Here is a 12,494-nt window from a genome sequence, read left to right on the forward strand (position 1 = left end):
TCAATCAATCTACTATATACTATGATTAGTTCGACTACCGTAATAAAAGGGAGAGATGAGAATGGTAAAAAGCTTGCCGAAACGTTCCGAAGTCAAGATCGAAGAAACATGGAACTTGGATGATTTATTCAAATCCGAAAGCGATTACAACACGGCGATTGAAGAACTTGAACAAGAGGTTGCCGCTTATGCGGACATGTTCAAAGGAAAGATTGCCGACGAAACGTCCATCATTGAAGCATTAAAAGGCTATGCTGCCATCTATGAAAAATTGGTGCCGATCGGTACGTATACAAGCCTAGCGATGAGTGAAGACCAAACGAATGACGAAGCACAAATGCGCTCCAGTAAATTTGGCTCGATCTCTGCTAAGCTAGGCAGTCAATTGTCATTCGTCACAAGCGAGCTTTCTGAGCTCCCTGCTGAATTATTGCAATCCGCTGCGGAGCAATCCGAGGAATTTAATCTCTATCTGAAAGAAATTCTGCGCGAAAAACCATATCGCCTTCACCCTGAAGTCGAAAAGACATTGGCTGCACTTTCTTCTGTGTTAAACGCGCCTTATGGCCTTTACAACACGACGAAACTTGTCGATATCAACTTTGGCGAATTCGAAGTGGATGGAGAGAAGTATCCGCTCAGCTACACGTCTTTTGAAGGCGGCTGGGAAACTGAGCCGGATACAAAGAAACGCAGAGCTGCATACGATGCTTTCCATGCGAAGTTACGAGAGTACCAGCATACGACAGCCAAAACATACGATATGCACTTACAAGAAGAAAAGACGATGTCCGACCTGCGCGGATATGAAACAGTTTTCGATTATTTATTATTTAATCAAGAAGTAGACCGTTCCATGTACGACCGCCAGATCGACTTGATCATGAAAGAATTGGCGCCGCATATGCGCAAATATGCAAAGCTTCTTCAAAAAGTTCATGGACTGGACGAAATGACTTTCTCAGATTTGAAAATTCCGCTCGATCCAAACTATGAGCCGAAAATCACAATCGAAGAATCAAAGAAATATATTGATGATGCACTTGCGATCATGGGTGAAGATTATATTGACATGGTGGACCGTTCTTATAAAGAACGTTGGACGGATTTCGCTCAGAACGTCGGAAAATCGACAGGTGCTTTCTGTTCGAGCCCGTACGGAGTCCATCCGTATATTCTAATCTCCTGGACTGGAAGCATGGAAGATGTCTTTGTCTTGGCCCATGAACTAGGACATGCAGGACATTTCTACAATGCTCATAAGCATCAGAACATCTTCAATTCACGTCCATCCCTTTACTTCATCGAAGCACCTTCCACGATGAATGAAATGTTGATGGCGAACCACTTGCTCTCGAATTCGGATGATCCGAAATTCAAGCGCTGGGTTATTTCTTCCATCGTGGCTCGTACGTATTATCACAACTTCGTTACGCACTTGCTGGAGGCGGCTTATCAACGAAAAGTTTATGACCGCATTGATGAAGGCGGCAGCGTGAACGCCAACGTATTGAACAGCTTGAAACGTGGCGTATTGGAAGAATTCTGGGGTAGCGATGTGGAAATCAATGAAGGGGCAGAACTGACATGGATGCGCCAGCCTCACTACTACATGGGCTTGTATCCGTATACGTACAGTGCCGGATTGACAATTTCCACACAAGTTTCCAAGCGGATTCTTTCCGAAGGGCAGCCTGCTGTTGAAGATTGGTTGAAAGTATTGCAAGCTGGCGGTACAAAATCGCCTGCAGAGCTTGCAAAAATGGCAGGTGTCGACATTACGACGGAACAGCCTTTATTGGATACAATCGCTTATATTGGTGAGCTGATCGATCAACTCGTCGAATTGACAGACGAAATCGAAGCCGCAAAAGCATAATAGAGTGAGCGAAGGAAATGCATCCCGTTTCCTTCGCTTTTTTCATTCCACACGTCGCCAAATTACCCTTCCATTCGTCATGCAATTGTCAATCATGTAATCTTTCGGTATCATAAAGAGAGACTAGTTTATTTGAGAAACGAGTGAAATCCATGCGTTCAACAGAATCCAATTGGTTTATCCGCTTAGGATGTTTATCACCAATCATTGGAACCATCGCGTTATTTGTATTGATACGACAAGACTCCATTTTGGCAGCCTTTCTATTTTTCGCATTGTTTTTCGGCTTCGCCATCCTCTTCCTCTATCTTTCCGGGAGAGCGGAAGGAAAAGCCAAACAGAAACAACAAGCATTTTTGGAGACCTTCCAACCGGCAAAACCATCTTATACCGAATCCCATGCTTTTGTTTCCTATGATTTGCTAGCTAAAATAGCGATCGATGAGAAGCACCGTAAATTATATCTATGGGTGCCTCCTCTGCGGGACGGAAAGTATGTAAACAAAGCCTATGCTTCCATGCCTTATGAAGTATTAGAATATGGTTACAAAGATCTGCTGGCGGTAGAAGTGTTTGAAAACGGACTTCGTAAAGAGCGATATAAAAATCCCGCTGAACGGACAGACGAAAGATTGGCTGTGCTTGGCCAAGAATGGAAAGAAGAAACGAATTCCAAGCTGCCGGTGGCCAAGAAAATCATTTACCGGAAAGTCGCCACATTAGAAATGAAACTCGTAGTAGACGATGAAGAAAAACCTGTTCGTGTTATTCGGTTCTATTCAAACCTGGACAAGCGTTTAAATAAACAATCAGCCAAATATATTGCGATCAAAAAAGAGATGGATCATTGGACTTCTCTATTAGCCTTTATTATGGAAAACGGCAAATGAGAAATAGACCAGGCGGAGTATTTCACACCGCCTGGTTTTTGTTTTTTGGGGGCATAGACACTTTGCGAAAAAGTCGTTAAATGTGGATAAAAATGAAGTGATCGATTAACCTCAATGATTGAACGATACCCCTGATTAAACCTGAGATAGATATAAAGTACTTACGTCAATTGAACACTGATGGAATAATTGATAGCGCTATGCAAATTATCAATTTAAAAGTTCAAAAGCAAGTATAAATTAAGAGTCCATTCTAATAATATTTTCCCGGCTATGACTCGACAATTATTTCCAATTTAAATATAATGTCTCTTAAGCGGAATGGAGAAATACTTTTCATCTTGGAGGTCAAATGTGGACTTTATTATTAGCTAGTATACTTATAACTATTTGCTTGATCTTTGGAATTTTAGATCATGTTATTCTTTTGATTATTACACTTCCTTTAATCTTATTTGGATCACTAATAGAGAAAAAGTTATTCGGAAAATTTCAGGAACCAAATAAGCTTATTTCCACTATAATTTTCTTATATCTTGGATTTACCATTCTATTAATAGTATATAAAGTATATTTATAGTCTCAAACTTACATATAAAAATGTTTGTTCAGAGCGTAAGAAAAAGGGGCGGAAATCAATCTGATTTTCTGCCCTTTTCATTTTTGAGTGGTTTAAAGAATAACATCAAACTTGGATAACTAACCGATAAATCCGTAGCGAAATGCTTGTATTTACCGAAAAGTGCTCGAAAATACCTTGGCAAGTTCGTAAATGCTGGAAGAGTCACGGCGGGAGTGCTAACAAGTTCGGCAGACCGCTCGTATCTTACCTTGAACCGCTCGTATATCCTCGCGAACCTCTCGTATCAGTTTCCTAACCGCTCGTATTTCTTTGGAACCGCTCGTATCTGTCTGTAACCACTCGTATCTAATCTCCAACAGCTCGTATATGTTCTGCAACCGCTCGTATATGCCATAGAGTGCTGGCGATGAAGTGACCGATATATCTGTAAAACTGACCGTTAACGGACACTAACTGACCGATAAACATAAAGCATTCAATCTACCCCGTAACCGTTCCCTCCTTGACTGCTTACTACTAAGCTCCTTAACCTCATTATTCATACTGAGTTCTCTAACTCAGTAAATCCACACCATCAAAAAAATTCATAAAAACTATCAGAATATAAGATAGATTTCTTCAATACGATATAGTACGATGAAAGGAGTTACTAGTCAGACTAATCTAATATCAAGGAACGAGGTTGTTGAATGCTGATTTCAAATCGTTTGCAACAAATGCCGCCCCATTTCTTTTCGTCTCTGGTGAAGAAGGTGGATGCCGCGCGGGCAGCCGGTAAGGATATTATCAATTTAGGCAGGGGGAACCCGGACCAGCCGACGCCTCCCCACATTATTAAGGCGCTGCAAGAAGCGGCAGAGAAGCCAGAAACTCACGGGTATTCACCATTTAATGGAACAGCTGAGTTGAGACAGGCAGTGGCCGCCTTTTATAAACGTGAATACGATGTCGATGTGGATCCGGATACCGAAGTGGCGATCATCGGCGGTTCCAAAATCGGTCTAGTCGAGTTGCCACTTGCCATGATGAATCCGGGCGATCTTCTGCTATTGCCGGATCCTGGGTATCCTGATTATTTATCAGGCGTCAGTCTTGCAGATATCCAATATGCGACGATGCCTTTATTAGAAACTAATCAGTTCCTTCCCGATTTCTCCTTATTAACGAAGGAGCAGAAGGAACAGGCGAAACTGATGTATTTGAATTACCCGAACAACCCGACGAGCGCCACAGCATCCCGTGCTTTCTTCGAGGAAGCGATTCAATTTGGTAAAGATCATAACATTTTCATTTTGCATGATATGGCATATGGAGGTATTGGGTTTGAAGGTGAAAAGCCAGTCAGCTTCCTTCAGGCGGAAGGTGCCAAAGATATCGGCATAGAAATGTATACGCTTTCAAAGACGTATAATATGGCGGGCTGGCGTGTTGCATTTGCAGTTGGGAATCAACAAATGATTGATGCATTGAGACGATTGCAGGATTATTTGTTCATCAGTATTTTCCCGGCAGTCCAGCAGGCCGCCATTGCTGCACTTTCTGAAAACCAACAATGCGTGAAAGAACTGACGGAGTTGTATGAGCGGCGACGGGATGTTCTCATATCCGAATGCAGGCGGATTGGCTGGGATGTCACAGCTCCTAAAGCATCCTTTTTTGCGTGGTTGAAAGTGCCACCTGGCTATACAAGTGAAGCATTTGCCGACATTCTCCTCCAGCAAGCAGGCGTTGTTGTCACACCGGGCATAGGATTTGGCACGCACGGTGAAGGTTATGTCCGAGTCGGACTGTTGGCCAGCGAGGAACGTATTCGTGAAGCGGTAGGAAGAATTGCAACCCTCGGCATCTTTTCACCAAGCGGAGTATAAGGCTTTTCGTTCCAATAAAATGAATCAGGTGGAGAAAACGTCTAGTTTTCTCCACCTGATTTCTTTTATATAAAGCCGATATGAACTGAATCTGCGATATGCTGATAGCCGATTTCCTTATAAATTTTATTGGACGTCGGGTTCAGCATGTCTGTATAGAGGACACAAAATGCATACTCTTGCAGGAGTTCTTTCGAGACATGTGCCACTAATGAACGGGCATATCCCTTCCTTCTCTGATCAGACGGCGTAAACACCAGTGACACGGTGATGCTATTTTTCGTCGGTCTTGATTTCTTCATCATGGAAACAACCTCACCCTCATGTTCCCATACGAAGACTTCCCGGTCCTCGATGAATTTGGCGACCTTTTCTTTTACCACATGTAAATCCGTTACTGGCAGATGGGTATCCGATTCGAAGGCATTGTACCATTCTTCAATTAATGCACTGTCCCCTTCGTTCGCTTTTCGCCAATTTCCCAGACTGTGTACGAGTGATTCATCTGGAGCATCAAGCCGATACAGACCTTGGTCCATTAAAACAACTGAAGTCTGGCCCGTTTGCTTTTCCCACTCTGCTGAAAATTTCTCTGCCCAAGGTTTTTGACTGATGATCGATTGCACTGGAATGGAATGTTCGAGAATATATCGTATTGCTTCCTGAAATATTTCCTCAATCCGATCCTCTGCTGCAACAATAATGTTCAATGCATGGGGAGGCGTCATTTGGAACAACCCTAATAAATCGTCTTCCTCCTCGACAATTCCCATAAAAGGATCTGCATATTTTCCAGCTCGAATTGCCTGCAAGACACCATAAAACAGACTGTTCACATCTTCTCCCTGCTCTAAAACCGGTTCTGCTGCCCGTGCGAAACGATCTGCATCTTCAAATTGTACAAATCTCATGACCCCACCCCATTCTGTTTTGAAGATTATACCGTTCCCTCTCTTACTTGTCATCCAATTTTTAATTAATCACCTAATCTTTTCATCTTTCCTGCAAAGCAGTCCAACAAAAAAAGGCTTTGAGATATACTATCTCAGCCTTTATTTGCACTTAGCACCTACTTGAGATTCTTTGGATGCCACGATATGTACAGCGGAACGCTTACCAAAGTATCGGCTTTTGCACCATCAGCCATAGCATGACTAACATAAGCAGTATGTAAATCCATGTCGTATTCCATAGCTTTCGCAATATGAGGCGTTTATCCTCTGCTTGATCGAAGCGCCTAAGCACCCTTGTAAAACCGCTCGCCAGAAAAAAAGCGGATAGCAGCATGACACCGAGTGTCATGATCACCCAAGATGTATGCCAAGGCCAGGGCCCAAACAGAATGAGGAGAGCGCCTGTCACTACTAAAGCATGCCCTGCATGCATAATAAATCGGACGGCAACGGAGATGAGGGACACATAGGACCGCTCAATCTCCTGTTGCACACCATTTAATTGCTTGATGACAAGAAGCAGGACAAACAATGGACCAATTGCCAGGACAGCACTTACGATATGGAAATACAGAATAATGTCATAGACCGTAACATTCATGAAACGACCTATATTAATTCTCTACAGCGCTGAATTCATGCACCCACACGCTCATCGTTGGAAGCCATGGCATTTTAGGGTGTAAGGACAGTATGGATTGCTTATAGTCTTCGAGATTATCAAAGCCTTCCTGTTTTGCATTCTCTTCCGTCAATTCGCCAAGTGTTTGAGCATATAGCTTGTCCACCTTGAACTCCTTGCCTTCCAGCACCATAATTTCTCCCGGATATGCATATACTCCGTTTCGTCGAGTCGCGGTCTTCTTGCCTTCCAATACTTTTTTAACATCCGCAGGAACGGTAACAAGGCGTTCCACGGAACATGTTTTTTTCGGATAATCTGTCATTTTTATTCTCTCCTTCATCATTCAAAAATACTTTATTAACTTTCCAGTACGCACCCGGATCAAAGCCCGATAACGCCATTTTACCATGATTGTTTCAAAATCCTCCAGCAGCACAAAGGAAAATCAGGCATATTTCGTGAACATTTTTTGCCTGGGAACTTGGCATTACCGAATGATTTCCTTCACTACTACCTCGACATTTCCTCTGAGCGCCCTGCTGATCATACATGAAGCTTCGGCCTTTTCCGTTAATTTCCTTGTCATTTCTCGCTCTGCCTCAGAGGCATTTTCCATCAAAGTAATGGTCGGCTTATGGATAATTTTCTTGTATGTAATGACTCCGTTCGTCACATCCACAATGCCCACGGATTCCATCGTTAAACTCCGCTTCGCGATATGGCTTCTCTCCATCATCGCAGCCAATGTGATGATATAGCATGTCGCAGCTGCTCCAAGCAGCATCTCATCCGGATTTGTTCCAATTCCGGGACCTTCCATCTCAATCGGAATCGAAACCTCAGTCTTTAAATGGAGCGCTTCAATCGTCCCCACGTCATTGCGGAGTCCTGGCCAGTCCGCCTTCAAATGAAATTGATGTTCCGCCATAGTATTTTGGCCCTCCTTCATGTCCTTCCATCATATCATGATTACCGCATCCTACCTTGGATGCTGACTCCACGCCCACTCTCTCCTGATGACCCAATCATATAAATACAAAACGAACCGTCAATTGCGGAGGGATGAAAATGCAATTGCTCACCATCATTCTTATTGGAATAGCTGCAAACTTGGACAATTTGGGCATCAGTCTGTCTTACGGATTACGTTATCATCGTATACCGATCGTGTATAATGTGGTCATCTCTTTTATTTCCATGCTTTTTGCCTACTTCTCCATCCTGGCAGGCAGCTGGATATCCGGATATATTCCGATGAATGTCGCAAACATCCTGGGCGGCCTCGTTCTCATTGGTCTAGGGTGCTGGTTCATTTTAAAGCCCGTCAGCCAGTCGACGGGCAATCCGCAACGGATCACGACCATCCATTGGAAGGAGTCGATCGTGCTTGGTTTTATTCTGGCGATCAATTGCCTGACTATAGGGTTTGGAGCCGGATTTACAGGAGTTCCCCCCTTCCTGGCTTCCCTTTCCATCGGGGTGTTTTCGTTCATCTCCATCGGAATTGGAGTAAAGCTTGGTCATCGGATCGGCTATACATGGTTCGGCCAGCAGTCCGACCGAATCGCGGGAGTACTTCTTGTTCTAATCGGCTTATATGAAATTTTCATTTGATGCCAGCAATAAAAAGACCACGTGCTACTTCGATCAGGACAGCTTTCCTTTTCGTCGCATTTTCTGCACGCGGTCTTTTGCTTATTTTACTTCCACTGTTTTTTCTTCGTGTTCATGCAAGCCGTTGTCATCTTTTACGTGGATTTTGACTGTGTATTCCCCGGCTTCCTGGAATGTAAAGGAGGACTGATATTCGCCCTTCGTAGCCTCCTCAGCATCTACCCAATCGTGTTTTTCTTGTCCATCTTTCCAAATTTCGTAACGGACCTCTGCTTTTTCCAAAGGTTCGTTGTTCATTTGTAAATGTGTCACTAAATCTGTCGACTTGCCAGCAGCTGGTGCTTCGGGTTCCATGAAATGCATGGAAAATCCTTCGCTATGCCCGTGTTCATGGTCACCGCCATGCTCATGGCCTTCCTCAACAGTATAATTTCCCCCATTGCCGACCGTCACAACTTTCTCTGGCATGGTGTGCATATCACGCGCTGTCACATGAACTTGGATATGGAACTGGCCGTCATGTTCAAAGGAGGTTTCCGCTTTATAAAGGCCTTTTCCTTCATTGGATGTTTCGACCTTGTAAGATTCCTCTTTCTTTCCTTCCTCCCATATCTCATAAACCACTTCATTCGCATCATCCACTTGCTCTTCGCCTTGGGTAACTACCGTTTCCATTACGATGGTTTCATTGACCTCCGCATTTTCAGGAACGGTTAATTCCACGGAAATGGGGAGGATTTCTTCGCTCTCCGAGGAATCTGGAGCTGCATTTTCTTTGCTTGTTCCACAGGCTGCCAGCATCATTACCATGCCCGCGCTAATTAGCCAACTTATCTTCTTCATTCGATTTGCTCCTCTCACACTACATGCTTAACGTTTACAATAAAGTTCAGTATGATTATATAAACTGATTGAGAAATTCGTGTGAAGTAGTGAACTTCATTTTAATTTCACATTATCCAAGCAGACTGTAAGTAATTATGTTTTATTGAAAAGAGGTAAGAGTATGAAAAAACCACTCACCATATTAATCATAGACGACGAGCCTCAAATGAGAAGACTGATCAGAACATTTTTAGAGAAGGATGGCTATCTTGTCGAAGAGGCGACGGACGGGCTTCATGCCTTGAGCCGGCTTGGAGAGGTCAAGCCCGATCTATGCATCGTGGATGTCATGATGCCCTATATGGATGGATTTACTTTTGCAACTGAACTTAAACAGATTTCGGATATTCCCCTTATCTTTCTCTCTGCGCGCGGAGAAGAATGGGATAAAGTGCAAGGCCTGAAAATCGGCGGAGATGATTACATTGTCAAACCATTTTTGCCTAGCGAATTGCTGGCGCGTATTGAATCCGTACTTCGCCGCACATATGGCCGAACCGAAAAAGCGGAAATCCTGAGTGTCGGTCCACTCGTCATCGATACCGATGCCCATACGGTCTCGTTAGACGGAAAACCGATCAGCTTAACATTAAAGGAATTTGGCGTGTTGCAAGTGCTGATGAAACACAAAGGACGGGTGTTTACGAGAGAGCAGCTTCTCCACCTTGTTTGGGGACAAGATCACCAAAGCACAGATCGGACAGTCGATACGCATATTAAAACACTCCGGCTTAAACTGGGGGATTCAGGGAAGTTGATTGAAACTGTCTGGGGCATTGGCTATAAGTTCGAGGTGTGACATGAAAAACTTAACCTTGAGCAGGAAACTTCTTGCTGTTCTCCTTTCAAGTATTGCGTTCACTATCTTGTTTTCATTCTTTTTCATCCATTTCCTGTATTCCAAGCTTTACTTGGACAGCATGGAAGAGTCCATTGTATACCAAGGAAAACGCACAGCCTCTCACTATCACTACGGGGAACTGAGTGATGAAATTATTGAAAAAATCCAGTGGTATAATATTGTATCCGAATATGAAATTATTGTAGTGGATCAGCTTGATGAATTGACAACGTATTTTCCATACAAGCTTGATTATAAAAATCTGGTGGACAAGAATGATTATGCCTCCCTTGAAAAAGGAGCCTATGTCGTCAAAAAAGGATATGTGGAGGAATTGGGACGAGAAGTGCTCGGTGCTATCTTTCCAATCAAAGGAAACGACGGCCTGATCGGTTTCATCTATATCTACGTTCCTCTTGCAGACATTCAGGATGTTTTCCGTGAGAGCATACCAATCCTCATCGCGGTCGGAACTTTGTTCTTCTTCATCTTGTTCCTCGTCGTGAACCGGGCATGGCAATCGATTTTTAAACCGTTGCAAGATTTGCAGCACCTGTCCGGAGAAATATCAAAGGGAAATTATACGAAACGGATGCATACAAATCGCAATGATGAAATAGGACAACTGGCTGATGCGTTCAATTCGATGAGCCATTCTTTGGAGAAACAGGAGGAGCAAAAAAAAGAATTCACCTCCAACATCGTCCATGAATTGCGGACGCCTCTTACGTATATTAGCGGGTATGTTCATGTCTTGCAGGAGAAGATCTATTCTTCACCAGAAGAAGCAGAATCGTATTTGTCTACCATTGAGAAAGAAACAAAGCGTTTAAATAAATTAATTAATGATCTTGCTGAACTTAACCATCTGCAAGATGGCATGTATAAAATGGAGCGACAGCCGATTGCCATCGCACAATTGTTGCTCGACACACTTGAGCTATTTCAATTCCGTTTGACCGAAAAAAATGTGGAAATACAAATGGAACTGGAGGAAGACATCATTGTAGAAGGAGATCCACAACGAATCCAGCAAGTTTTTTACAATACAATTGATAACGCAATCAAATACGCCGATCCTAACAGCATACTACGACTACAGCTGAGAAAAATGGATGGACAGGTTTCCTACAGACTGACCAATTCAGGCATCTCCATACCCGAAGAGGATCTTGCCCGCATCGGTGAACGCTTTTTCAGAACGGATAAAGCGAGGAACCGAACAACGGGTGGTACAGGTCTCGGCCTATCGATTGTTAAAGAAATTGTCAGGATGCACGGTGGCACGTTTACTATGGAGAGTGATGAAACAAACGGGACAACTGTAACGATCGGGTTGCCTACCTTATCTACTGGCAGAAGGGATGAATCTCATGAATAAAAAATGGATAAGTGTTCTCATGCTGCTTGTTTTATTGACAGGATGCGGCGCGAAAAACCATTCAGGGCCAAGTATTCCCCCTTTTGCATTTACAGATCAGGACGGTCATGAATTTGGAACGGAACAACTACGCGATAAAATATGGATCGCCAGCTTCATTTTCACAAAATGTGAAACCGTTTGTTCACCGATGACAAGTGAAATGGCTGATTTACAGAAGATAATGCGTGAAGAAGGCTTGGATGTTGAATTTGTTTCGTTCACTGTGGATCCGACTGTTGATTCCCCGGAAATTTTAAAACAATATATAGGACAGTTCACTGACGATGAATCCAACTGGCATATGTTGACGGGCTATTCACAAGAGGATATTGAGGAAATGGCGGTCTCGGAGTTTCAGACCATTGTCCAAAAACCGAAAACCTCGAGCCAAGTCATTCATGGCACGAATTTTTATCTGATCGACCGGGAAGGATATATAGTGGATGAATACAATTATGTCGATGATCAGTATATAAAACAAATGATCCGTGATATTAAGAAGCTAAAATGAGATTATTCTTTCGTTTGTTTTCATGGTCCTAAAACTGATAGGATGAACATAAACAAAACTCGCATCGGGAGGTTTTACAGTGAGTGAACCGATGAAAGAAGTCATATCCAGCCTTCCCTTTTTCAAAGTGGAACGGTCGGTTGAGTGGTTTGAACAGAAACAGCAGCAATCGGCTCATGCGATTCACTTGTACGTCGAAAAAATTTGCACGCCCAGTCATACCTTTGAACTGACGCATGTCCATGATGTATCGTACCGGCCTTTTTCAAACGGCGACGGACTCTTCTATTTGCATACAAATCAAGGTCTCTTCACTTTCGAAGTAAAAACGGATCCTACCGATTTCATGACGTCGTACCGCAAGTTGCGAGGAGATTTTTATCCGATGTGAAATGGAATTCCCCCTACTGTATTTGTTTAAT

At 43.2% G+C, this 12,494-nt stretch carries 13 protein-coding genes; 8 read left to right on the top strand and 5 right to left on the bottom strand.

Annotated features, from left to right (window positions below; all coding sequences use genetic code 11):
- Nucleotides 1-61 precede the first annotated feature (61 nt).
- From pepF to L7D49_RS07480, 3 genes are all read left to right on the top strand, one after another.
- Nucleotides 62-1,879, top strand: a complete 1,818-nt coding sequence (gene pepF, locus L7D49_RS07470; protein ID WP_238080222.1) for an oligoendopeptidase F — start codon at nt 62-64, stop codon at nt 1,877-1,879.
- A 152-nt stretch (nt 1,880-2,031) separates the two neighbouring features.
- The gene (locus tag L7D49_RS07475) at nt 2,032-2,769 is read left to right on the top strand and encodes a hypothetical protein (RefSeq protein WP_238080223.1); all 738 of its coding nucleotides are present in this window, start codon (nt 2,032-2,034) and stop codon (nt 2,767-2,769) included.
- Between the two features lie 1,272 nt (nt 2,770-4,041).
- Nucleotides 4,042-5,220 carry a pyridoxal phosphate-dependent aminotransferase gene (locus tag L7D49_RS07480; protein WP_238080224.1) on the top strand — a complete coding sequence of 393 codons (1,179 nt, stop codon included), beginning with the start codon at nt 4,042-4,044 and terminating at the stop codon, nt 5,218-5,220.
- A gap of 65 nt (nt 5,221-5,285) precedes the next feature.
- On the opposite strand, the gene L7D49_RS07485 is transcribed toward L7D49_RS07480, so the two are convergent.
- The 4 genes from L7D49_RS07485 to L7D49_RS07500 form a co-directional block, all read right to left on the bottom strand.
- Nucleotides 5,286-6,131 (bottom strand): GNAT family N-acetyltransferase, encoded by an 846-nt coding sequence (locus tag L7D49_RS07485; protein ID WP_238080225.1) that lies wholly within the window; start codon nt 6,129-6,131, stop codon nt 5,286-5,288.
- Nucleotides 6,132-6,333: 202 nt separating this feature from the next.
- Nucleotides 6,334-6,774, bottom strand: coding sequence for a DUF2269 family protein (locus L7D49_RS07490; protein ID WP_238080226.1), 441 nt, complete (start codon nt 6,772-6,774; stop codon nt 6,334-6,336).
- A gap of 13 nt (nt 6,775-6,787) precedes the next feature.
- Nucleotides 6,788-7,120, bottom strand: coding sequence for an ASCH domain-containing protein (locus L7D49_RS07495; RefSeq protein WP_238080227.1), 333 nt, complete (start codon nt 7,118-7,120; stop codon nt 6,788-6,790).
- Nucleotides 7,121-7,285: 165 nt separating this feature from the next.
- On the bottom strand, nt 7,286-7,726 hold the full coding sequence (locus tag L7D49_RS07500; protein ID WP_238080228.1) for an OsmC family protein: 441 nt from the start codon (nt 7,724-7,726) through the stop codon (nt 7,286-7,288).
- 140 nt (nt 7,727-7,866) lie between these two features.
- Between L7D49_RS07500 and L7D49_RS07505 the strand changes: the two genes are divergently transcribed.
- Nucleotides 7,867-8,412 carry a manganese efflux pump MntP gene (locus L7D49_RS07505; RefSeq protein ID WP_238080229.1) on the top strand — a complete coding sequence of 182 codons (546 nt, stop codon included), beginning with the start codon at nt 7,867-7,869 and terminating at the stop codon, nt 8,410-8,412.
- A gap of 81 nt (nt 8,413-8,493) precedes the next feature.
- Here L7D49_RS07505 and L7D49_RS07510 read toward each other — a convergent pair whose 3' ends face one another.
- Nucleotides 8,494-9,255 carry a FixH family protein gene (locus L7D49_RS07510; RefSeq protein ID WP_238080230.1) on the bottom strand — a complete coding sequence of 254 codons (762 nt, stop codon included), beginning with the start codon at nt 9,253-9,255 and terminating at the stop codon, nt 8,494-8,496.
- 163 nt (nt 9,256-9,418) lie between these two features.
- Here L7D49_RS07510 and L7D49_RS07515 point away from each other — a divergent pair, with 163 nt between their 5' ends.
- The 4 genes from L7D49_RS07515 to L7D49_RS07530 all read left to right on the top strand — a co-directional run bounded on the left by L7D49_RS07515 (nt 9,419) and on the right by L7D49_RS07530 (nt 12,463).
- Complete coding sequence (locus L7D49_RS07515; protein ID WP_238080231.1) at nt 9,419-10,096, top strand: response regulator transcription factor; 678 nt, start codon at nt 9,419-9,421, stop codon at nt 10,094-10,096.
- A gap of 1 nt (nt 10,097) precedes the next feature.
- Nucleotides 10,098-11,519: a sensor histidine kinase gene (locus L7D49_RS07520; RefSeq protein ID WP_238080232.1), complete on the top strand. Its 1,422-nt coding sequence runs from the start codon at nt 10,098-10,100 to the stop codon at nt 11,517-11,519.
- The gene (locus L7D49_RS07525) at nt 11,512-12,072 is read left to right on the top strand and encodes an SCO family protein (RefSeq protein WP_238080233.1); all 561 of its coding nucleotides are present in this window, start codon (nt 11,512-11,514) and stop codon (nt 12,070-12,072) included. The genes L7D49_RS07520 and L7D49_RS07525 overlap by 8 nt, the downstream gene beginning before the upstream one ends.
- Nucleotides 12,073-12,151: 79 nt before the next feature.
- Entirely contained in the window at nt 12,152-12,463 is a 312-nt protein-coding gene (locus tag L7D49_RS07530) for a hypothetical protein (RefSeq protein ID WP_238080234.1), read from the top strand.
- Nucleotides 12,464-12,494: the final 31 nt, after the last annotated feature.

It is taken from the genome of Sporosarcina cyprini (assembly GCF_022048975.1).
In the GTDB taxonomy this organism is placed as follows: Bacteria; Bacillota; Bacilli; order Bacillales_A; family Planococcaceae; genus Sporosarcina; species Sporosarcina cyprini.

What these genes read in the sequence shown, in the direction of transcription:
- pepF (WP_238080222.1), top strand. Translation starts at nt 62, where the DNA reads ATGGTAAAAAGCTTGCCGAAACGTTCCGAAGTCAAGATCGAAGAAACA.
- L7D49_RS07475 (WP_238080223.1), top strand. Translation starts at nt 2,032, where the DNA reads ATGCGTTCAACAGAATCCAATTGGTTTATCCGCTTAGGATGTTTATCA.
- L7D49_RS07480 (WP_238080224.1), top strand. Translation starts at nt 4,042, where the DNA reads ATGCTGATTTCAAATCGTTTGCAACAAATGCCGCCCCATTTCTTTTCG.
- L7D49_RS07485 (WP_238080225.1), bottom strand. Translation starts at nt 6,131, where the DNA reads ATGAGATTTGTACAATTTGAAGATGCAGATCGTTTCGCACGGGCAGCA.
- L7D49_RS07490 (WP_238080226.1), bottom strand. Translation starts at nt 6,774, where the DNA reads ATGAATGTTACGGTCTATGACATTATTCTGTATTTCCATATCGTAAGT.
- L7D49_RS07495 (WP_238080227.1), bottom strand. Translation starts at nt 7,120, where the DNA reads ATGACAGATTATCCGAAAAAAACATGTTCCGTGGAACGCCTTGTTACC.
- L7D49_RS07500 (WP_238080228.1), bottom strand. Translation starts at nt 7,726, where the DNA reads ATGGCGGAACATCAATTTCATTTGAAGGCGGACTGGCCAGGACTCCGC.
- L7D49_RS07505 (WP_238080229.1), top strand. Translation starts at nt 7,867, where the DNA reads ATGCAATTGCTCACCATCATTCTTATTGGAATAGCTGCAAACTTGGAC.
- L7D49_RS07510 (WP_238080230.1), bottom strand. Translation starts at nt 9,255, where the DNA reads ATGAAGAAGATAAGTTGGCTAATTAGCGCGGGCATGGTAATGATGCTG.
- L7D49_RS07515 (WP_238080231.1), top strand. Translation starts at nt 9,419, where the DNA reads ATGAAAAAACCACTCACCATATTAATCATAGACGACGAGCCTCAAATG.
- L7D49_RS07520 (WP_238080232.1), top strand. Translation starts at nt 10,098, where the DNA reads ATGAAAAACTTAACCTTGAGCAGGAAACTTCTTGCTGTTCTCCTTTCA.
- L7D49_RS07525 (WP_238080233.1), top strand. Translation starts at nt 11,512, where the DNA reads ATGAATAAAAAATGGATAAGTGTTCTCATGCTGCTTGTTTTATTGACA.